The 19,674-nt window shown below is 68.9% G+C and carries 18 protein-coding genes; 12 read left to right on the forward strand and 6 right to left on the reverse strand.

All coding sequences use genetic code 11. The features are described from left to right. Window positions 1-7 precede the first annotated feature (7 nt). The 3 genes from V7778_RS05420 to V7778_RS05430 form a co-directional block, all read right to left on the reverse strand. Entirely contained in the window at window positions 8-1,600 is a 1,593-nt protein-coding gene (locus V7778_RS05420) for an EAL domain-containing protein (RefSeq protein WP_335552536.1), read from the reverse strand. 104 nt (window positions 1,601-1,704) lie between these two features. Next, window positions 1,705-3,288, reverse strand: a complete 1,584-nt coding sequence (locus tag V7778_RS05425; protein ID WP_335552538.1) for an EAL domain-containing protein — start codon at window positions 3,286-3,288, stop codon at window positions 1,705-1,707. A 110-nt stretch (window positions 3,289-3,398) separates the two neighbouring features. Beyond that, a complete protein-coding gene (locus V7778_RS05430; RefSeq protein ID WP_335552540.1) occupies window positions 3,399-4,283 on the reverse strand; it encodes a DMT family transporter in 885 nt (294 codons plus the stop codon). 76 nt (window positions 4,284-4,359) lie between these two features. Here V7778_RS05430 and V7778_RS05435 point away from each other — a divergent pair, with 76 nt between their 5' ends. The 6 genes from V7778_RS05435 (at window position 4,360) to V7778_RS05460 (ending at window position 11,298) form a co-directional block, all read left to right on the forward strand. Further along, window positions 4,360-5,265, forward strand: a complete 906-nt coding sequence (locus V7778_RS05435; RefSeq protein WP_335552542.1) for a LysR family transcriptional regulator — start codon at window positions 4,360-4,362, stop codon at window positions 5,263-5,265. Between the two features lie 247 nt (window positions 5,266-5,512). Then, window positions 5,513-6,745: a 3-methyl-2-oxobutanoate dehydrogenase (2-methylpropanoyl-transferring) subunit alpha gene (locus V7778_RS05440; protein WP_335552544.1), complete on the forward strand. Its 1,233-nt coding sequence runs from the start codon at window positions 5,513-5,515 to the stop codon at window positions 6,743-6,745. Further along, window positions 6,742-7,794, forward strand: coding sequence for an alpha-ketoacid dehydrogenase subunit beta (locus V7778_RS05445; protein WP_335552545.1), 1,053 nt, complete (start codon window positions 6,742-6,744; stop codon window positions 7,792-7,794). Before V7778_RS05440 ends, V7778_RS05445 begins: the two co-directional genes overlap by 4 nt. 5 nt (window positions 7,795-7,799) lie before the next feature. Then, the gene (locus tag V7778_RS05450) at window positions 7,800-9,140 is read left to right on the forward strand and encodes a dihydrolipoamide acetyltransferase family protein (protein WP_335552548.1); all 1,341 of its coding nucleotides are present in this window, start codon (window positions 7,800-7,802) and stop codon (window positions 9,138-9,140) included. A gap of 4 nt (window positions 9,141-9,144) precedes the next feature. Beyond that, window positions 9,145-10,548, forward strand: coding sequence for a dihydrolipoyl dehydrogenase (lpdA, locus tag V7778_RS05455; protein WP_335552551.1), 1,404 nt, complete (start codon window positions 9,145-9,147; stop codon window positions 10,546-10,548). Between the two features lie 255 nt (window positions 10,549-10,803). Beyond that, the gene (locus tag V7778_RS05460; RefSeq protein WP_335552553.1) at window positions 10,804-11,298 is read left to right on the forward strand and encodes an outer membrane beta-barrel protein; all 495 of its coding nucleotides are present in this window, start codon (window positions 10,804-10,806) and stop codon (window positions 11,296-11,298) included. Window positions 11,299-11,553: 255 nt separating this feature from the next. On the opposite strand, the gene V7778_RS05465 is transcribed toward V7778_RS05460, so the two are convergent. Both V7778_RS05465 and V7778_RS05470 read right to left on the reverse strand, forming a co-directional pair. Next, entirely contained in the window at window positions 11,554-11,892 is a 339-nt protein-coding gene (locus V7778_RS05465; RefSeq protein WP_335552555.1) for a hypothetical protein, read from the reverse strand. A 70-nt stretch (window positions 11,893-11,962) separates the two neighbouring features. Further along, window positions 11,963-12,589 carry a TetR/AcrR family transcriptional regulator gene (locus tag V7778_RS05470; protein WP_335552557.1) on the reverse strand — a complete coding sequence of 209 codons (627 nt, stop codon included), beginning with the start codon at window positions 12,587-12,589 and terminating at the stop codon, window positions 11,963-11,965. 79 nt (window positions 12,590-12,668) lie between these two features. Here V7778_RS05470 and V7778_RS05475 point away from each other — a divergent pair, with 79 nt between their 5' ends. Genes V7778_RS05475 through V7778_RS05490 form a run of 4 tightly spaced genes read left to right on the forward strand, consistent with a single transcriptional unit; the run spans window position 12,669 to window position 16,498 of the window. Next, window positions 12,669-14,159: a flavin-containing monooxygenase gene (locus V7778_RS05475; protein ID WP_335552560.1), complete on the forward strand. Its 1,491-nt coding sequence runs from the start codon at window positions 12,669-12,671 to the stop codon at window positions 14,157-14,159. Continuing rightward, entirely contained in the window at window positions 14,156-14,977 is an 822-nt protein-coding gene (locus tag V7778_RS05480) for an SDR family NAD(P)-dependent oxidoreductase (protein ID WP_335552562.1), read from the forward strand. The genes V7778_RS05475 and V7778_RS05480 overlap by 4 nt, the downstream gene beginning before the upstream one ends. Beyond that, the gene (locus V7778_RS05485; RefSeq protein WP_335552564.1) at window positions 14,974-15,918 is read left to right on the forward strand and encodes an alpha/beta fold hydrolase; all 945 of its coding nucleotides are present in this window, start codon (window positions 14,974-14,976) and stop codon (window positions 15,916-15,918) included. The genes V7778_RS05480 and V7778_RS05485 overlap by 4 nt, the downstream gene beginning before the upstream one ends. 10 nt (window positions 15,919-15,928) lie before the next feature. Beyond that, window positions 15,929-16,498 carry a GNAT family N-acetyltransferase gene (locus V7778_RS05490; RefSeq protein WP_335552566.1) on the forward strand — a complete coding sequence of 190 codons (570 nt, stop codon included), beginning with the start codon at window positions 15,929-15,931 and terminating at the stop codon, window positions 16,496-16,498. Here the strand turns inward: V7778_RS05490 and V7778_RS05495 are convergent. Continuing rightward, entirely contained in the window at window positions 16,495-16,911 is a 417-nt protein-coding gene (locus V7778_RS05495; protein ID WP_335552568.1) for a hypothetical protein, read from the reverse strand. The two genes, V7778_RS05490 and V7778_RS05495, sit on opposite strands and share 4 nt — an antisense overlap. A 159-nt stretch (window positions 16,912-17,070) precedes the next feature. Between V7778_RS05495 and V7778_RS05500 the strand changes: the two genes are divergently transcribed. After that, window positions 17,071-17,643, forward strand: a complete 573-nt coding sequence (locus V7778_RS05500; RefSeq protein WP_335552569.1) for an NAD(P)H-dependent oxidoreductase — start codon at window positions 17,071-17,073, stop codon at window positions 17,641-17,643. Beyond that, entirely contained in the window at window positions 17,633-19,435 is a 1,803-nt protein-coding gene (gene kefC / locus V7778_RS05505) for a glutathione-regulated potassium-efflux system protein KefC (protein ID WP_335552571.1), read from the forward strand. The genes V7778_RS05500 and kefC overlap by 11 nt, the downstream gene beginning before the upstream one ends. Window positions 19,436-19,674: the final 239 nt, after the last annotated feature.

Genomic DNA, 19,674 nt, shown 5'->3' on the forward strand with positions numbered 1-19,674 from the left:
CGCCGAACTAGCCGGCACTGGCCGCCAGCGCCTCTTCCTGGTACTGGCGTCCCATGTGCTCGGCGATTTCGGCGAAGGACATCGGCCTGCCGAACAGCCACCCTTGCGCGTACTGCACTCCGCGTGCGCGCAGGAAGTCGGCCTGGGCCTGGGTCTCGACGCCTTCGGCGATCATGCGCAGGCCCAGGTCGCGCGCGATGGCGATGATGTGCTGGACCACCTGGCTGGTGGGCGCTTCGGTGCCGATCGCCTCGATGAAGCTGCGGTCGATCTTGAGATAGTCGAGCTCCAGCGATTCCAGATAGGACAGGCTGGAGTAGCCAGTGCCGAAATCGTCGATCGCGACGGCGAAACCGCTGCGCCGCAAGCTGCCCGTGGTACTCCTTGCCACGTCCGGGTCCAGGAGTCCCCGTTCGGTGACCTCGAGGATCAGGTTGTGCGGCGACGCGCCCATGGCGTGCAGGGCGGCGTTCACCCTATCGAGGAAATCCGCGTCGTGAAAATCCGCCGGCGCGACATTGATCGCGATATGGAAATGGGGGTGCTGCCTCAGGAAGCCTGCCGTATCCTCTGAGACTTTCTCCAGCACCCGCCGGGTGACCCGCACGATCATTCCATGCTCCTCGGCAATCGCAATGAATAGATCAGGCTGCACGATCTCGCCGGTGGTCCGCCGCCAGCGCAGCAATGCCTCGGCGCCCACCCAGCGTCCGGTGCGCAAATCGACCACAGGCTGGTACTCGAGGAAGAGCTCCTTGCGGCGCAGCGCGGTGCGGATCGCCGCCGGAAGCGCCATCTGGGTGTGGGCCAGGTGCAGGATCGCCAGGGTCAGGAGCACCCCGGCGGCCAGTCCGATCGGCACCAGGCGCTGCGCGACGTCGCTGGAACGGTCGCGCAGGAAGCGCAGCGGAACGGCGGCGATCGCGGCGGTGAGATAGCGCTGGGAGCGCACCACGGCCACGATATAGCGGCCATCCTCGAATACCGCCTCGCCGGCGCCGCCGAGGCGCTGCAGCCATGCCGGATCGATATAGCCGCGCTCGCTCGCAGGCACCGGATTCTGCAGCGAGAGCACAGCGAGCGACACATGGGGTTCGCTTTTGGCTGTGTCGATCGGCAAATTCTTGTGGATGATGGCGGCGAACTGCTTCATTTCGATCACCGCGAACGTGCGCTGCGGTGCGAACGCGAAGCGCACGTCGCGCCGGAAGGCGGCGCCCCTCGTGGTGCGGTAATCCACCGGCCCAAGGGGGAGCGCCGTTTCGCCGCCGGCGATCGACGAGCAAACCAGGCTGTCGTTGCGCACATGGCCGATCGCCTGGATATAGCTCGAACCCACGTCGATCTCGCGCATCGCGTCGATGCTTGCCGCCGAGCATGGCGCTGCGGCATGGTCCCTGACCAGGCGCGTCACCCCGGCCATGATCTGGTCGCCGGTCTCATCCGAGCGGAGCATGACGTCGCGCGCATAGGCCATCGCCTGCGCCGACACGGCGTTGAATCCCTGCCGCTCGGACTGCGAAATGGCGAACCAGATCGGAATGCTGATCGCCGTCATCGCCAGCAGCAGGGTCAGCACCACGGTCGCCGATTTCCTCATGAAGCACCTCCGGTCCGCCCTGCCGTAAGGGGGACAGGTGACTCCATACTATCGCCGTCGCATGGCTTCGGCAATCGTGTGACGGACCCGGCCGCCGGCGCAGGCTAGCCCGCCCCCGCGGCCACGGGCCCGGGGGCGTGCAGCCGCTCGACATGGGCTCTGATCTCGGCAAACGGCATGGGCTTGCCGAACAGCCATCCCTGGGCGTACTGCACTCCGCGCACGCGCAGGAAGTCGGCCTGGGCCTGGCTTTCGACCCCTTCGGCGATCATGCACAGCTTCAGGTCGCGCGCCATGGCGATGATGTGCTGGACGACCTGGCTGATCGGCGCGCCGGTGCCGATGGCCTCGATGAAGCTGCGGTCGATCTTCAGGTAGTCGAGGGCCAGCGATTCCAGGTAGGACAGGCTCGAATAGCCGGTGCCGAAGTCGTCGATGGCCACCGCGAAGCCGCTGGTGCGCAGCGAGCCCGAGGTGGTCCTGGCGACCTCCGGGTCGAGCAGGCCGCGTTCGGTGACCTCGAGGATGAGATTGTTCGGCGCCGCGCGCATGCGCCGCAGCGCGGCCTTCAGGTTGTCGTGGAAGCCGGGGTCGTGGAAATCGGCCGGCGACACGTTGATGCCCACATGGAAGTTCGGATAGTGCGCCAGGAAGTCGCCGACATCGCGCTCGACCAGCTCGAGCACGACCTGGGTCAGGCGGACGATCAGGCCGTGCTCCTCGGCGATCGGGATGAACAGCTCGGGCTGTACCAGTTCGCCGGTGGACCGGCGCCACCGGACCAGGGCTTCGACGCCGATCCATTGGCCGGTGCGCAGGTCGACCACCGGCTGGTAGTCGAGGAACAGCTCCCCGCGCCGCAACGCGGCCTTGACCGCCGCCGGCAGCGCCATCTGCTGCTGCGCCAGGTAGAAGACCGCCCAGGCCAGCAGGATGCCCGCGACCAGGCCCAGCGGCACCAGGAACAGCGCCACGTCGTGCGAACGGTCGCGCACGTAGCGCAGCGGCACGGCAGCCAGGGCGGCGCTGCGGAATTGCGCGGAGCGCACCAGGGCCACCACGTAGGCGCCGTCGGTGAAGACCACCTCGTTGGCGTTCCCGAGCCGGGTGATCCAGCGCGGATCGATATGGCCGCGCTGGCTGGCCGGCACCGGGCTCTCCAGCGAGAACACGGCTAGCGACACGTCCGGCTCGCTGTTGGCCGTATCGATCGGCAAGTCCTTGTGGATGATGGCGGCGTAGTGGTCGATCTCGACCACCATGAAGGACTGGTCCGGTGCGAAGGGAAAGCCGACGTCGCCGCGGAAGCGCATTCCGGGACCGGCCAGGTAATCGACTTTGCCGAGCGCATGCGTGCCGCCGATGGAGGAACAGGCCAGGATGTCGCCGGCGACATAGCCGACCGCCTGGATATAGCTGGAGCTCAGGTCGACCCGGCGCATCAGGTCGATGCTGGCGGGCGAGCATGGCGCCTCGCCGCGCGCGGCGCGCAGGCGCCCGAGTCCGGACAGGATTTGCCGGCCCGTGTCGTCAGCGCGAAAAAGGACGTCGGTGGCATAGCCGAGCGCCTTGTCCGAGGCGGTCTCGATGCCATGCCGCTGCGACTGGGAAATGGCAAACCAGATCGGCACGCCGATGGCCGTGCACGCGATCAGCAGGGTCAACAGCACGACGATCGGCCTCTTCATGGCGCCCCCCCGGTCTGCCCAGGCGCGGCGCAGACACCAGCCTCCATACTATCCCCGCCTGCCCCGCGCCGCAATCGGATGTTGAAGCGTGTCGTCTCCCGCGTGCAAACTCAGCGGTTGGTCAGGGTCACCCCGGCCGCCACCAGCACGCCGCCGGCCACCATCGAGGCCAGCACCGGCTCGCCCAGCAGCAGGGCCGCCAGCGACACGCCGAACACCGGCACCAGGTTGTTGAACACCGCCGTGCGCGAGGCGCCGATGGCCTTCACGCCCTCGTAGTACCAGACGAAGCCGAGCACGGTGCCGAAGGCGCCCAGGTAAAGCAGGCTGGCCCAGACCTCCCAGGCGATCCCGCTCCAGTCCAGGGTGGCCAGGTCGCTCCCGGCACCCACGGCCAGGAACAGCAGGCCCCATAGCGCCGCGTAGGTGGTGGCGGCGATCGGGCTCAAGCCCTTGAGGGCGGCGCGGCCGATCAGGGTGTAGGCGGCCCAGCTGCTGATGGCGCACAGCATCAGCAGTTCGCCGGTGCCCAGCGAGGAGCGGATGTCGTGCAGGGCCGCGCCCGGGTCGCCGCGGGTGATCACGATGGCGGCGCCGCAAAAAGCGACCGCGATGCCGATCCACTTGGCCGCGTGCAGTCGCTCGCGCAGCAGGGCCGCCGCCGCCAGCGCGGTAACGACGGGATTCAGGGCGATGAACAGCGCCGCGCGGCCGGCGGGCATGGTGCCGAGCGCGCCGAAGAAGCACAGGTTGTACAGGAAGATGCCGGTGAGGCCCAGCGCGGCGGTGGCGCCCACCTGCTTCATCGACAGTTTCGGCAATCCGCCTTCCATCTTCCAGGCCACCAGCAGCAGCAAGGCGGCGGCGACCGCGAAGCGCAGGGTGGCGGCCGTCATCACCGGCAGCGCATGGGCGGCGATGCGGCCGGCGATGAAGGTGCCGCCCCAGAACAGGGTGACGAGGACGAGTTTTCCATACACGAGCCGGTTTTTCATGATGTGCTTGCTTTCGAGCTGCAGGAAGCCATACATTAATGCTTATCCCAACTCATGCGCAAATGAGGAAACGCTCATGACCTTCACCCAACTCGACATATTCGTGATGGTGGCCGAGATGCGCGGCTTCACCCTGGCCGCGCTGCGGCTCGGCATCAGCCAGTCCGCCGTCTCGCACGCGATCCGCGCCCTGGAGACCGAGCTCAGCGTCCAGCTGGTGGAACGCCAGCAGTCCGCCGTCGAGGTGACCGAGCTGGGCCGCCGGCTGCTGGTGCGCGCCCGCGAGATCCTCGGCCTGGCCGAGGCGATGCGCCAGGATGCGGCGGTGGCGCGCGGCCTGAACCAGGGCCTGATCCGCATCGGCTCCTTCGGCCCCACCTCCTCGCTCAAGCTGCTGCCCGCCATCCTGCGCGCCTACCGTGCGCGCTATCCCGGCATCGAAGTCCAGATCGACGAAGGGCCGGATGCCGCCGTCATCCAGTGGGTGGCCGACCGCCGGGTCGACGTCGGCTTCGCCGTGCTGCCGGACGAGCGCTTCGACACCGTGCCCCTGGTCGAGGACCAGCTGGTGGCCCTCCTGCAGCGCGACCATCCGCTGGCCGCCAGGCGCTCGGTCGGCCTGCACGAGCTGGTGGACCAGCCCTTCATCATGCCCGAGCAAGGCTGCTCGGCGCTGGTGGAGCCGCTGTTCGCCCAGGCGGGGCTGGCGCCCCGGGTGCGCTACCGGATGTCGCAGATGGTCACCGTGCTCGGGCTGGTGGACACCGGCGACGGCATCACCGTGATGCCGGAGCTGGCCCTGCCGGACGCGCTGCACGAGACCCATCCGCGCATCGTCGCGCGGCCGCTGCGGCCGATGGTGAAGCGGCGCGTGGGGCTGGTGTTCCGCAGCCTGGCGCAGGCCTCGCCGGCGGTGCAGGCGTTTGCGGAGATCGCGCGGATGGCGGCGAGGGACCTGGCACCCGTAGGGTTGGCGGCCTAGCGGCCGACGCGGTGAGGGTTGGCGCCCGGGGTACCGGACAGGACCGGCATCCGCCGTTTGAACGCGTCGGCGCCGGAGCCGCCAACCCTACCTTGCGCTGCGTCAAATCGACGCTCGGCCCACTGTGCTAGCGGCCCAGCCATGCTGCGAAGCAGCATGAAAATAATTGCCCGCCCCTGCCGCGCGGGCACCTGGCCGCTTTATCATGCTCTTTCCGCACATCACCTTACCAAGGGGTTAAGTGTTTATGAGCCAGAGCAATCCTCTGTCGCTGCACGTTCCGGAGCCCACCGGCCGCCCGGGCTGCAAGACCGATTTTTCGTTTCTCCAGGTGAGTCCCGCCGGCGCCGTCCGGCGGCCGCCCGTCGACGTGGCGCCGCTCGACACGAGCGATATCGCCTCCTCCCTGATCCGCGTACTCGACGAGAACGGCGACGCCGTCGGTCCCTGGGCCGAGCCGCCCGACCGCGAACTGCTGCGCTTCGGCCTGCGCACCATGATGAAGACCCGCATCTTCGACGCGCGCATGGTCATCGCCCAGCGCCAGAAGAAGATGTCCTTCTACATGACCTCGCTCGGCGAGGAAGCCATCGGCACCGCCCACGCGCTCGCGCTGCAGGACGGCGACATGAACTTCCCGACCTACCGCCAGCAAAGCCTCCTGATGGCGCGCGAAGTGCCGCTGGTGGAGATGATTTGCCAGCTGCTGTCCAACGAGAAGGACCCGATCAAGGGCCGCCAGCTGCCGGTCATGTACTCGGTGCGGCGCGCCGGCTTCTTCACCATTTCCGGCAACCTCGCCACCCAGTACCCGCAAGCCGTGGGCTGGGCCATGGCCTCGGCCATCAAGGGCGACACCAAGATCGCGTCGGCCTGGATCGGCGACGGCGCCACCGCCGAATCCGACTTCTCGACCGCCCTCACCTTCGCCCACGTCTACCGTGCGCCGGTGATCCTCAACGTGGTCAACAACCAGTGGGCGATCTCGACCTTCCAGGCCATCGCCGGCGGCGAGTCGGTCACCTTCGCCACCCGCGGCATCGGCAGCGGCATCGCCTCGCTGCGCGTGGACGGCAACGACTTCCTGGCCGTGCTGGCCGTGTCGCGCTGGGCCGCCGAACGGGCGCGCAGCAACCTGGGGCCCGCCCTGATCGAATGGGTCACCTACCGCGCCGGCCCGCACTCCACGTCCGACGATCCCAACCGCTACCGTCCGGCCGACGACTGGAGCCGCTTCCCGCTGGGCGACCCGATCGGCCGCCTGCGCCAGTACCTGACCAAGCTGGGCTGGTGGTCGGACGCCGAGCACGATGCCGTCCAGGCGGAGCTGGAAGCCGAGATCGTCGCCGCCCAGAAAGAGGCCGAACAGTACGGCACCTTGGGCGATGGCCGCTCGTGGAGCGCCGCGACCATGTTCGAGGACGTGTACAAGGACATGCCGGAGCACCTGCGCCGGCAGCGCCAGGAACTAGGGGTATGAAGATGGCAAGGGACGACCAACCCAAGGAGTCGGCGGTGACGCCGATGACCATGATCCAGGCCCTGCGCTCGGCCATGGACGTCATGATGGAACGCGACGACAACGTCGTGGTGTACGGCCAGGACGTGGGCTATTTCGGCGGCGTGTTCCGCGTCACCGACGGCCTGCAGGCCAAGTACGGCAAGTCGCGCGTGTTCGACGCGCCGATCTCGGAAGGCGGCATCGTGGGCACGGCGGTCGGCATGGCCGCCTACGGCCTGCGCCCCGTGGTCGAGATCCAGTTCGCCGACTATTTTTATCCGGCCACCGACCAGATCGTGTCGGAAGCGGCGCGCCTGCGCTACCGCTCGGCCGGCGAATTCACCTCGTCGATGGTGATCCGCATGCCCTGCGGCGGCGGCATCTATGGCGGCCAGACCCACAGCCAGAGCCCGGAAGCCTTCTTCACCCACGTCTGCGGCCTGCGCACGGTGATGCCCTCGAATCCCTACGACGCCAAGGGCCTCCTGATCGCCTCGATCGAGAACGACGACCCGGTGATCTTCCTCGAGCCCAAGCGCCTCTACAACGGTCCCTTCGACGGTCACCACGACCGGCCGGTGGTGCCCTGGTCGGGCCATCCGATGGGCGACGTCCCGACCGGCTACTACTCGGTGCCGCTCGACACGGCCTCCATCGTCCGTCCCGGCAACGCGGTGACGGTGCTGGCCTACGGGACCATGGTCTGGGTCTCGGAGGCGGCGGCGCGCGAGACCGGCATCGACGCCGAGATCATCGACCTGCGCAGCCTGTGGCCGCTCGACCTCGACACCATCGTGCGCTCGGTGCAAAAGACCGGCCGCTGCGTCATTGTCCATGAGGCGACCAGGACCAGCGGCTTCGGCGCGGAGCTCGCCGCCCTGGTGCAGGAACACTGCTTCTATCACCTGGAAGCGCCTATCGGGCGCGTCGCGGGGTGGGACACCCCGTATCCGCACGCGCAGGAATGGGCGTATTTCCCGGGGCCGGACCGCGTCGGCGCGGCCCTCAAACGTGCGATGGAGGGTTGAGCCAGATGGGCATTCATGTAATCAAGATGCCGGACCTCGGCGAAGGCATCGCGGAAGTCGAAGTGGTCGCCTGGCACGTCAATCCGGGCGACGATGTGAAAGAGGACCAGGTGCTGGCCGACGTCATGACCGACAAGGCCACCGTCGAGATTCCCTCGCCGGTGCACGGCAAGGTGACCAGCCTGGGCGGCGTGGTCGGGCAATCGCTGGCCGTGGGCGCGGAGCTGATCCGCCTGGAAGTCGAAGGCGCGGGCAATGTCTCGGCAGAGAAAGCGCGCCAGGAGCCGGTGAAGTCGGCCGCGGCCGAAGCGCCGGCCGAGGAAGTGGCCGAGCCGCAGCTGGAAGCGGTGGCCGAGACTGCAACGCCGGCCCGCGCGCCGGCCCCTCCTCCTCCTCAAAAGCCCACGCCCAAGGCGCCGCCCGCGCGCCAGATGCCGGCCCCGGCGCCCGCCATGCGCGCCGAAGGCGACAAGCCGCTGGCGCCTCCCGCCGTGCGCCAGCGCGCCTGGGACATGGGCATCGAGCTGCAGTTCGTGGCCGGCAGCGGCCCGGCAGGCCGCATCACCCACGCCGACCTCGACGCCTACATCGCCGGCCGCCGCCAGGGCGCCGTGACCGGACGCGGCGACAACCGCTACGCCCAGCTGCACGGCGAACACGCGACCCCGATCATCGGCCTGCGCCGCAAGATCGCCGAGAAGATGCAGGAAGCCAAGCGCCACATTCCGCACTTCACCTATGTCGAGGAAATCGACGTCACCGAACTCGAACTGCTGCGCGGCCAGCTGAACGCCCGCTACGGCGCCGAGCGCGGCAAGCTGACCCTGCTGCCGCTGCTGATGCGCGCCGTGGTGCTGGCGATCCGCGCCTTCCCGCAGATGAACGCGCGCTTCGACGACGAGGCCAATGTGCTGACCCAGTACGACCCGGTCCACCTCGGCATCGCCACCCAGACCGACACCGGCCTGATGGTGCCCGTGGTGCGCCACGCCGAGGCGCGCGATCCGTGGTCGAGCGCGGCCGAGCTGCTGCGCCTGGCCGAGGCGGCGCGCAACGCCAAGGCCACGCGCGAGGAACTCACCGGTTCGACCATCACGATCACCAGCCTGGGGCCGCTGGGCGGCATCGTCACCACACCGGTGATCAACCGCCCCGAGGTGGCGATCGTGGGCGTGAACCGCATCGTCGACCGTCCCGTGGTGCTGAACGGCGCCATGGTGGCGCGCAAGATGATGAATCTGTCGTCCTCGTTCGACCACCGCGTCATCGACGGCATGGTGGCGGCCCAGTTCGTGCAGACCATCCGCGGCTACCTCGAGAGCCCGGCAACCCTGTTCGTGGAGTGAGCCGATGGAGACGATCAATACCACTTTGCTCATCATCGGCGGCGGCCCGGGCGGCTACGTGGCGGGCATCCGCGCCGGCCAGCTCAAGGTCCCGACCATCGTGGTCGAAGGCGCCCAGCCGGGCGGCACCTGCCTGAACATCGGCTGCATTCCGTCCAAGGCCCTGATCCACGCGGCCGAGGAATTCAACAAGGCGAATACCTACGCGGCCCAGGAATCCGCGCTCGGCATCACCGTCGACAACCCGCGCATCGACCTGGCGCGCACCGTGGCCTGGAAGGACGGCATCGTCAAGCGCCTCACCGGGGGCGTGGGCGTGCTGCTCAAGAAGCAGGGCGTGCGCCTGGTGAACGGCTGGGCGCGCATCATCGACGGCAAGACGGTCGAGGTGCAGCCGCTGGACGGTTCGGACGGCGCGCCATTGCGCATCCGCTGCGAGCACTTGCTGCTGGCGACCGGCTCCGAGCCGGTCGAGCTGCCCTTCATGCCCTTCGGCGGCGGCGTCGTGTCATCGACCGAGGCCCTGTCGCCGGACTCCATCCCCCAGCGCCTGGTGGTCGTGGGCGGCGGCTACATCGGCCTCGAACTGGGCACGGCCTACCGCAAGCTGGGCAGCCAGGTGACGGTGGTCGAGGCGGCGGAGCGTATCCTGCCGTCATACGATGCCGACCTGGTCAAGCCGGTGGCCGCGTCGCTCGCACGCCTGGGGGTCGAGCTGCGTCTCGGCACCACCGTGCTCGGCTTCGAGGATGGCCTGGTGCGGGTGCGCGACGCCTCCAAGGTCGAGGCCCAGCTGGAGGCGGACCGCGTGCTGGTGGCGGTGGGCCGCAAGCCGCGCACCACGGGCTGGGGGCTGGAAAGCCTGATGCTGGACATGGACGGGCGCGCGGTCAAGGTCGACGCCCAGTGCCGCACCTCGATGCGCAACGTCTGGGCCATCGGCGACCTGGCCGGTGAGCCGATGCTGGCGCACCGCGCCATGGCCCAGGGCGAGATGGTGGCCGAGATCGTCGCCGGCAAGTTCCGCGAGTTCGTGCCGGCCGCGATTCCCGCAGTCTGCTACACCGATCCCGAGATCGTGGTGGCCGGCATGTCGCCGCTGGACTGCGACCGCGAAGGCGTGGAGTTCGTCAGCGCCATGTTCCCCTTCAGCGCCAACGGCCGCGCCATGACCATCGAAGGCACGGAGGGCTTCGTGCGGGTGGTCGCGCGCAAGGACAACCACCTGATCCTCGGCTGGCAGGCGGTTGGCGCCGGCGTCTCGGAACTGGCGGCCGCCTTCTCGCAGTCGCTGGAGATGGGCGCGCTGCTGGAAGACGTGGGCCGCACCATCCACGCCCACCCGACCCTGGGCGAAGCCGTCCAGGAAGCCGCCCTGCGCGCGCTCGGCCACGCCCTGCACATCTGATGCCTCCCGCGCCGCCCGCCCGGGCGGCGCTTCCTTTCCTGCGCATGTCACATTTCGCCGCCCCATGGCGCCCGGCGACGCCCAACCCATTCTGCATTTGTTGCACGCTACCATACGTTCTTTGCACGGCCGTACATAGCGGCAAATATTATTGGCATATGCATCTATTGTGCCAAATTTGTCATTTGTGACATTACCGTGTAATATGCGCGCCCTACGGACGTTCCGTAGACATACAAACAAGGTAATAACATCATGTTCAAGAAAATCGCAGCCCTTGCTGCCCTGATCGTCGCTTCCTCGTCCGCTTTCGCCGTCGAGCCGGGCGCCCTGTACGCCGGCGTCGACGCCGGCAAGACCAAGCTCGAAGGCTGGTCGGACCGCGAAACCAGCTTCGGCGCCTTCGTCGGCTACAAGTTCCACCCGAACTTCGCCGCCGAGTTCAACTACCGCCGTCTGGGCGACGCCGACGTCGGCATGTTCGACGTGAAGGTCGACCAGGCCGCCCTGTCGGTCATCGGCACCATGCCGCTGGGCAACAATTTCGACCTGTACGGCCGCCTGGGCTACAACCGCGTCGAAGTCGACGCATCGTCGGGCGGCTTCACCGGCACCGACTCGACCTCGCGCGCTGTCTACGGCGTGGGCCTCGGCTACGCCTTCACCCCGGCCATCTCGGGCCGCATCGAAGTGCAGAAGCCGACCAGCGACCTGACCAACGTGAGCGCGGGCGTCGTCTTCAAGTTCTAATCGCAGGCAAACGCCAGCGATGCAACAAGCCCGGCTCTGCCGGGCTTGTTGCATTCGTAACTGCGCCATGACGTCCGGCCAGGTAACCAGGCGCGCACATCGCAAGCTGCCCGCTTTGCGCGATAGACAGCGCCGCTGTCACCGACGCCAGCCTCTACGTGTTCGCCCGCGGCGGCGCCAGATCAGGAAAGTCGATCCGGACGGTCATGTGACGACGCATGCCGGCGGCGCCGGCGCGGTGCACCACGGCGCGCGTCAGCGCTTGCAGTCGGGGAAGCGCAGCTTGCCGTTGAAGGTAATGCACATCTCGACCTTGGCCGGCAGGTCGTCGAACTTCCTGGATTCGCCGGCCTTCAGCGTGAATTCGCGCACCAGGAAATGCGTGCACTCCAGTGTCGGCGCCCCGTTGCGCGCCGGACCGTCCTTGCAGTCGGAACCGTACAGCAGGAAGAAGCATTCGCCGCTCGGACTGGCGTCGCAGCGGTAGGATCCGTCGTCGCCGACGGTGGTCGTGGTGCGGGAGGTCTCGGCCAGGGCGGGGCCATGCATGGCCAGGGCCAGGGAGGCGGCCGCGGCCGACAAGTTGAATTTCATGCGTGCTCTCGAAACTGGAAAGTCCGCTAGTCTAGCAAGCGGCGACCGCCAGGAAATTCACACATTCACACTAGGCCGCGCGCGGGCTGGTGGCCAGCACGGTGCCGAGCCGAAGCGCCGACTCGACCGCGGTGTCGACCGGCGGCTGGTAGCCGTTGCCGATCCAGCGCAGCGCGATGCTGATCACGCCGCCGATCACGCCGGCCTGCAGCAGCTCGTCGTCGACGGCGCTGGCCGTCCCGACCATGCGCGCCACCTCGCGTCCGATCGCCTGCAGCGCCTCGTCGAAGGCCAGGTCGACCGCCCGACTCACGCCGCGGATCTCGACCAGGAACACGCGCGCCGCCTTCGGCCCGCCCTGCAGCGCCGAGAAGTAGGCATGCAGCATGGCGCGCGAACGCGCCACGCGCCCGCGGCCCGCGGCCTCGCCGGCGCGCAGGGCTTCGCCCAGCACCGCATAGGTCACCGCATTGAAGGAGTCGATCAGCAGGGCTTCGCTGTTGGCGAAGGACTCGTAGAAATAGCGTTCCGTGAGGCCCGCAGCGTCGCAGACCGCCTTGACCGTCGCGTTGTGATAGCCGCGATCGCCGTAGACGTCGATGGCGGCGGCGATCAAGCGGCTGCGGCGTTCGGCGCGCCGCTGTTCCTGCGATTGTCCTCGGTAGGACCGTGTAGAAGTTGAAGGCTCTGCTGTCATCCAGCTATTTTGACACATTCTTGCAACTGGCATTCTGACAATGTACAGTGTCATTCTTAAAACAAAAACCAGAGACACCATGCGCTCCACCACCCCCGCGGAGCAGGCCGGCGGCGAGCCGCTGGACGTGCTGATCGTGGGCGCCGGCCTGTCGGGCATCGGCGCCGCGGCCACCCTGCGCCGGCGCTGTCCGGACAAGCGCTTCGCCATCCTCGAGGCGCGCTCCGCAATCGGCGGCACCTGGGACCTGTTCCGCTACCCCGGCATCCGTTCGGACTCCGACATGTACACGCTCGGCTATGCCTTCCGCCCCTGGACCGACCCGCAAGCCATCGCCGACGGTCCGGCGATCCGCGCCTACGTCGAGGACACGGCGCGCGAGTACGGCATCGGGCCGCACATCCGCTTCGGGCACAAGGTGGTCAAGGCCAACTGGTCGAGCGCGCAGGCCCTGTGGACCGTCACCACCGCGCTGGCCGACGGCGGCGAGAGCGTGCTGCGCGCCCGCTTCCTCTACCTGTGCAGCGGCTACTACAGCTACGACGAGGCCTATCGCCCGCGCTTCGAGGGCGAGGCGGATTTTCGCGGCCGCATCGTCCATCCGCAGTTCTGGCCGGAGGACCTCGACTACGGCGGCAAGCGCGTGGTGGTGGTCGGCAGCGGCGCCACCGCCGTGACCCTGGTGCCGGCGATGGCCGGCCGCGCCGCCCACGTGACCATGCTGCAGCGCTCGCCGTCCTATGTGGTCTCGCGTCCCGCGCAGGACCGCTTCGCTCGCCGCATGCAGCGCTGGCTGCCGCAGGGCCTGGCCTATGCCGTGGCGCGCTGGCGCCTGATCGCCGAATCGATCTTCCTGTACCGCCTGGCGCGCGGCAGGCCGGCGCTGGTCAAGCGCCACCTGGTAGCCCAGGCCCAGCGCCAGGCCGGACCGCAGGTCGACGCCGCCGTGCACTTCTCGCCCAGCTACAAGCCCTGGGACCAGCGTGTCTGCCTGGTCCCCGACGGCGACCTGTTCCAGGTCCTGCGCACGGGCCGGGCCGAGATCGTGACCGACCACATCGCCCGCTTCACCGAGCGAGGCATCCTGCTTGCCTCCGGCCGCGAGCTCGAGGCCGACCTGGTGGTGCTGGCCACCGGCCTCTCGCTCAAGCTGCTGGGCGGGGCCGCGATCGAGGTCGACGGCAGCCCGCTCGAGCCCAGCCAGGCCATGTCCTACAAGGGCATGATGCTGGGCGACGTTCCCAACTGCGCCATGAGCTTCGGCTACGCCAATGCCTCCTGGACCCTGAAGGCCGACCTCACCGCGGCCTATGTATGCCGCCTGCTGTCCTGGATGGACCGGCGCGGCGTCGCCATCGCCGTGCCGCGCCGCGACCGCTCGGTGGCCAGCCAGCCCTTCCTGAACTTCACGTCCGGCTACGTGCAGCGCGCCAGCCACCTGCTGCCGAAGCAAGGCGCCCGCAAGCCCTGGCAGGTCTACCAGAACTACGTGATGGACCTGCTGACGATCCGCTTCGGCCGCATCGACGACGGCGTCATGCACTTCGGCGCCAAGGGGAGCCTGCCATGAGGCGCACCGGCATGCAGCTCGGTAACCGGGTGGCCGTGGTCACCGGCGCCGGCGGCGGCATCGGCCGCGCCATCGCGCTGTCGCTGGCGCGCCGCTCCTGCCACCTGGCCCTGTGCGACATCGACGCCGCGGCCGCCGCCGCCACCGCCCGGGCGGCGCGCGCCCTGGGCGTGCGCAGCAGCGTGCACCAGATCGACGTCGCCAACCGCGCCTCGGTGCGGGCGCTGCCGGCCGCGGTGGGCCTGGTGCACGGGCGTATCGACCTGTTGATCAACAACGCCGGCGTGGCCCTGGGCGGCAGCTTCGAGCAGGTGGCGGAAGACGATTTCGACTGGCTCATGGACGTCAATTTCAACGCCGTGGTGCGCATGACCCGAGCCTTCCTGCCGCTGCTGCGCGAAAGCGACGAGGCGCGCATCGTCAACCTGTCGAGCATCTACGGCATCGTCGCGCCACCCGGCCAGTGCGCCTACGCCGCCAGCAAGTTCGCCGTGCGCGGCTTTTCGAATGCGCTGCGCCACGAGCTCGAAGGCCAGGTCGGGGTCACGGTCGTGCATCCGGGCGGCGTCGCCACCGGCATCGCCAGGAACGCGCGCGCTCCCTTGGACGCGCCACGGCACGAGATCGAGCGCGGCCGCGCCGCCGCCCAGCGCCTGCTGCGCCTGGACCCGGCCGTCGCCGGCGAGGCCATCGTGCGCGGCATCGAACGGCGCCAGGCGCGCGTCCTGGTCGGCGGCGATGCGAAGTTCGTCGCGCTGCTGGAGCGCCTCAGCCCCGTCAACTACTGGTCCACTTTGAAGAAACTCACGCTCCGATGATCCTGTTCGCCACCGCCTCGGCCGGGCTTGCGCTCGCCGCCCTGGCCCTGTTCTCGCAGCGCACGGCGCGCCGGATCGAGGCCTTCCTGCCGCCCGCCGGCCGCTTCGTCGAGATCGACGGCCAGCGCCTCCACGTACGGGACGAAGGCAGCGGGCCACCGCTGCTGCTGCTCCACGGCCTGGGCGGCAACCTGGGCCACTTCAACTTCGGCGCCTGCGCCGAGCTGTCGCGGCGCTTCCGCGTGGTGGCCGTCGACCGCCCGGGCTCGGGCTATTCGACGCGCGCCGCCAATGCGCCGGCCGACCTCTCGCACCAGGCGCGGGTGCTGGCGCGCCTGGTCGAGTCGCTGGGGCTGGAGCGGCCCACGGTGGTCGGCCACTCGCTCGGCGGCGCCGCCGCGCTCACGCTCGCGGTCGAGCATCCGCACCTGGTGGGCGCGCTGGCCCTGGTGGCGCCGCTGACCCATGCGCCGACCGCGGTGCCAGCCGTTTTCCGTGTGCTCGCGATCCGTCCGCGGTGGCTGCGCAGCCTGTTCGCGCATACGCTCGCGGTGCCGGCGTCGATCGCAAGCAGCCGGCGCGTACTGGAACAGGTGTTCGGACCCGAGCCGGTGAGGCCCGACTTTCCCACCCGCGGCGGCGGCATGCTGAGCCTGCGGCCGCGGCACTTCCTGGCCAGCGCCGCCGACCTGGAGGCCGTGCCCGCCCACATGGCCAAGCTGGAATCCCGCTACGGCGAGCTGCGCGTGCCGCTGGCGATCCTGTTCGGGCGCGACGACCGGCTGCTGTGCTGGCGCGCCAACGGCCAGGCCATGTTGGACAAGGCCCCGTGGGCCCGCCTGGACGTGGTCGAGGGCGGGCACATGCTGCCGGTGACGCGGCCCGAGCTGACCGCCAGCTTCATCGCCGAAGCCGCGGCCGCACGCCAGCCGGCGCCATGAGGAAACGGCCATGTACGTGATCCACACCGCGCGCCTGGACCTGCGCACCTGGCGCCCCGGCGACGCCGCCTCCTTCCACGCGATCAACCAGGATCCGCGCGTGATCGAGCACCTGGCCGGACCGATGAACATGGCGCAGGTCGAGGCCTTCATCGAGACCCAGAACGCCCTGTATGCACGCAACGGCATGTGCTACCTGGCGGCGACCCTGGCCCACAGCGGCAGCCTGATCGGCTTTGTCGGCCTCAGGCATCATCGCGATGTCCAGGGCAGCGGGCTGCCCTTCGCGCCCTGCACCGACATCGGCTGGCGTCTGGGTGCGGGATACTGGGGCAGCGGCTACGCCCACGAGGCCGCCGCGGCCTGCCTGCGCCACGGCTTCGAGCGCCTGGAACTGGAAGAGATCGTGTCCTTCACGACGCCGCGCAACCTGCGCTCGCGCCGCTTGATGGAGAAGCTGGGGATGCGCCGCGACAAAGCCGGCGACTTCGCGCATCCGGCCGTGGCGCCGGACCACCCGCTGTCGCGGCACTTGCTGTACCGCCTCGCGCGCGGCGAGGCGCTGGAAGGTGATAATTAGCGTTCGCGCGCCGAGGTGTCCTGGTCGCGGTCGGTCTCCGTGCTACGCTGGCCGCCTGAACCCTGCTGGTTGAGTTCGCCCGATTGGCGGTTGCCGTCGCCGGCGCCGCTGGCGCTGCCGGGCTTGGCCTTGGCCATGCCGCCCATGCCGACGTCGAGCTGCCCTTCCTTGCTGTCGCGCCGGAAGCCCCGGTCCGCGCACTCGGCCTCCGAGCCGCCGGCAAGCAGGTCGTCGGTGCGCCCGGCCTGCTGGTTGCCGCCCTGCCCGCCCTGTTCTGTTTGCGCATTCCCGGACATGCGGCCGATGTCGCCGGTGCCGCCGGTGCCCATCGTGCCCGCGCTGCTGGTGCCGTCGCGGGTGAGCTGGTCGTAGCTGCGTCCCTTGCTGTCCTTGTCTCCGCTTTGCATTGCCATGCTGGCCTCCTGTAAGGAAAACTATCGGCCTTTCATCATAGACGGCCATGTCGAAACCGCAATAGGCGCACGGGTGAAGTAGCTGTAGGACGGGACGCGCATCCGCCTGCCCGCCGCTGGATGTACAATCAGGCAACAATGATTGAAAGCCAAGCCAGCATGTCCTTATCGCCGCGCGCCCTGGTGGTCTTCGCCGATCCCGCCCTGCACCGCTCCCGTATCAGCCGCCGGGTCGGCGAAGCCGCCCGCAGCCTGTCCCATGTCGTGGTGCAGGATTTGTACGAGCTCTACCCGGACCTGTATATCGACGTGGGGCGCGAACGCACGCTGCTGAAGGAGGCCGACCTGGTGGTCTTCGCCTTCCAGCTGAGCTGGTACGCGATGCCGGCCTTGCTCAAGGAATGGTTCGACACCGTCTTCAAGCCCGAGTGGGCCGAGCCTGGCGCGCAGGCGCGCCTGGCCGGCAAGTCATGCTGGGCCGCGGTGGGCTGCGCCAGCCAGCCTGGCGACTACCAGCCCGGCGCACGCCACGGGCGCCCGCTGGCCGAGTACCTGGCGCCGCTGGAACAGACCGCGCGCGCCTGCGGCATGCGCTGGATCGACCCCCACGTGTTCTACGGCGCCGACGGCGCCGACGCCCAGACCGTCGACGCGCATGCGGAGCAGCTGCGCGCGCTGCTGGCCGGGCATCTCGCACGCCTCGCGCGGGAAGGAGTCGCGCATGGAGCATAACGTGCTCACCGTCGCCGTGGTCTTCCTGGCGGCCGCCGTCATCGCCGTGCCGCTCGCGCGCGCCCTCGGCCTTGGCGCGGTGCTCGGTTACCTGCTGGCGGGAATCGCCATCGGTCCCTGGGGCCTGGGCCTGATCAGCGACGTCGACACCATCCTGCACTTTTCCGAGTTCGGCGTGGTCCTGCTGCTGTTCGTGATCGGCCTGGAGCTCGAACCGCAGCGCCTGTGGTCCCTGCGGCGCTCGATCTTCGGCTGGGGCGCGGCCCAGGTCGGCGGTGTGGCGCTCGTGCTGTTCGGCGCCGCCTGGGCCGCCGGCATTTCCTGGCAGGTGGCCTTGATCGCCGCCCTCGGGCTGTCGCTGTCGTCCACCGCCATCGCCCTGACCACGATGCAGGAACGTAACCTGCTGCCTACACCCGCCGGCCAGGCCGGCTTCTCGATCCTGCTGTTCCAGGACATCGCCGCCATCCCCATGATCGCCCTGGTGCCGGTGCTGGGCGCGGGCGACGCCGATCCGCACGGCGGCTGGGCCGGCGCGCTCAAGCCGGCGGCCGTCATCCTGGGCCTGCTGGCGGTGGGGCACTACCTGGTGCGCCCGGTGCTGCGCGTGATCGCGGGTACCCGCATGCGCGAGATCTTCACCGCCTTCGCGCTGCTGCTGGTGATCTCGGTGTCGCTGCTGATGCAGTGGATCGGCATGTCGATGGCGCTCGGCGCCTTCCTGGCCGGGGTACTGCTGGCCAATTCGGAATACCGCCATGCGCTCGAGACCGATCTCGAGCCTTTCAAGGGCCTGTTGCTCGGCCTGTTCTTCATCGCGGTCGGCATGTCGGTCGACTTCGGGGTGTTCTTCGCCCAGCCCTGGCGCATCGTCGGCATGGCGCTTGCCTTCCTGGTCCTCAAGCTGCTGGTGCTCTACCTGCTGGCGCGCGCCTTCGGAATGGCCGGGCGCCAGCGCACCCTGTTCGCCTTCCTGCTGGCGCAAGGCGGCGAATTCGCCTTCGTGGTGTTCGGCGCCGCCGCCGCGGCCCGCGCCTTTTCCGCCGAGACGGCTTCGATCCTGGTGGTCGTGGTGGCGCTGTCGATGATGGCCACGCCGCTGCTGCTGATCCTGTACGACCGGGTGCTGGAGCCGCGCTGGAACGGCCAGAAGAAGAAACGCAAGGCGGACCACATCGAGGCCAACGAGGGCCATGTGATCATCGCCGGCTTCGGCCGCTTCGGCCAGATCGTCGGCCGCCTGCTGCACGCCAACCAGGTGCCGCTGACCATGCTGGACCACGACCCCGACCACATCGATACCTTGCGCGACTTCGGCTTCAAGGTGTTCTACGGCGACGCCACCCGGATCGACCTGCTGCACGCCGCGGGCGTGGGCAAGGCGCGCGCCCTGGTGATCGCGATCGACGGCATCGACGACAGCCTCAAGCTGGCGGCGGCCGTGCGCCGCGAGTATCCGGAGCTCACCATCCTGGCGCGCGCCCGGAACATCACCCACTACTACGAGCTGATGGACCTGGGCGTGACGGTCATCGAGCGCGAGACCTTCGAGGCGGCCCTCATGATGGGACGCAAGGTGATGGAGCAGCTGGGCTTCGGCGCCTACCTCTCGCGCCAGGCCGCGATGCGCTTCCGCGAGCACAACCTGCAAAGCGTGCACGCGGTCTACCCTTACTACAAGGACCGGGAGCAGTATGTCTCGCTGGCCAAGCGCGCCAACGACGAACTGCATGCAATGTTCGAACGCGACTTCGTCGCCATGAAGCGAGCGCGCGAGGACGGCGACGAATAAGGCCCGGTCGCCCGTCCATGAACGGCGCGGGCCTGCCAGGATGGCATCCTGCGGAGCCGGCAGGCGGATCCCTTGCCGCTCTGTATAGACAGCCTGTCTACAAGTGGGCCCAATGTAGCGTAAACGCATCGCCGTCCAGGGTCCGGAGACAGTTTCCACGCGGCACTGATATATACTCGGCAGCACGATGCCCGACCCTCCCTGGCCGGGCACGGCCCAAGCGCCCGCCGCGCACCCTG

This window comes from Massilia sp. DD77 (assembly GCF_036961685.1).
Lineage (GTDB): Bacteria > Pseudomonadota > Gammaproteobacteria > Burkholderiales > Burkholderiaceae_D > Telluria.

Excerpts from the sequence above, each read along its gene's own strand:
- V7778_RS05475 (WP_335552560.1), top strand. The coding sequence starts at position 12,669 with ATGCGCTCCACCACCCCCGCGGAGCAGGCCGGCGGCGAGCCGCTGGAC.
- V7778_RS05495 (WP_335552568.1), bottom strand. The coding sequence starts at position 16,911 with ATGGCAATGCAAAGCGGAGACAAGGACAGCAAGGGACGCAGCTACGAC.
- V7778_RS05485 (WP_335552564.1), top strand. The coding sequence starts at position 14,974 with ATGATCCTGTTCGCCACCGCCTCGGCCGGGCTTGCGCTCGCCGCCCTG.
- V7778_RS05450 (WP_335552548.1), top strand. The coding sequence starts at position 7,800 with ATGGGCATTCATGTAATCAAGATGCCGGACCTCGGCGAAGGCATCGCG.
- lpdA (WP_335552551.1), top strand. The coding sequence starts at position 9,145 with ATGGAGACGATCAATACCACTTTGCTCATCATCGGCGGCGGCCCGGGC.
- V7778_RS05420 (WP_335552536.1), bottom strand. The coding sequence starts at position 1,600 with ATGAGGAAATCGGCGACCGTGGTGCTGACCCTGCTGCTGGCGATGACG.
- V7778_RS05470 (WP_335552557.1), bottom strand. The coding sequence starts at position 12,589 with ATGACAGCAGAGCCTTCAACTTCTACACGGTCCTACCGAGGACAATCG.
- V7778_RS05445 (WP_335552545.1), top strand. The coding sequence starts at position 6,742 with ATGAAGATGGCAAGGGACGACCAACCCAAGGAGTCGGCGGTGACGCCG.
- kefC (WP_335552571.1), top strand. The coding sequence starts at position 17,633 with ATGGAGCATAACGTGCTCACCGTCGCCGTGGTCTTCCTGGCGGCCGCC.
- V7778_RS05440 (WP_335552544.1), top strand. The coding sequence starts at position 5,513 with ATGAGCCAGAGCAATCCTCTGTCGCTGCACGTTCCGGAGCCCACCGGC.
- V7778_RS05435 (WP_335552542.1), top strand. The coding sequence starts at position 4,360 with ATGACCTTCACCCAACTCGACATATTCGTGATGGTGGCCGAGATGCGC.
- V7778_RS05460 (WP_335552553.1), top strand. The coding sequence starts at position 10,804 with ATGTTCAAGAAAATCGCAGCCCTTGCTGCCCTGATCGTCGCTTCCTCG.
- V7778_RS05490 (WP_335552566.1), top strand. The coding sequence starts at position 15,929 with ATGTACGTGATCCACACCGCGCGCCTGGACCTGCGCACCTGGCGCCCC.
- V7778_RS05500 (WP_335552569.1), top strand. The coding sequence starts at position 17,071 with ATGTCCTTATCGCCGCGCGCCCTGGTGGTCTTCGCCGATCCCGCCCTG.
- V7778_RS05480 (WP_335552562.1), top strand. The coding sequence starts at position 14,156 with ATGAGGCGCACCGGCATGCAGCTCGGTAACCGGGTGGCCGTGGTCACC.
- V7778_RS05465 (WP_335552555.1), bottom strand. The coding sequence starts at position 11,892 with ATGAAATTCAACTTGTCGGCCGCGGCCGCCTCCCTGGCCCTGGCCATG.
- V7778_RS05425 (WP_335552538.1), bottom strand. The coding sequence starts at position 3,288 with ATGAAGAGGCCGATCGTCGTGCTGTTGACCCTGCTGATCGCGTGCACG.
- V7778_RS05430 (WP_335552540.1), bottom strand. The coding sequence starts at position 4,283 with ATGAAAAACCGGCTCGTGTATGGAAAACTCGTCCTCGTCACCCTGTTC.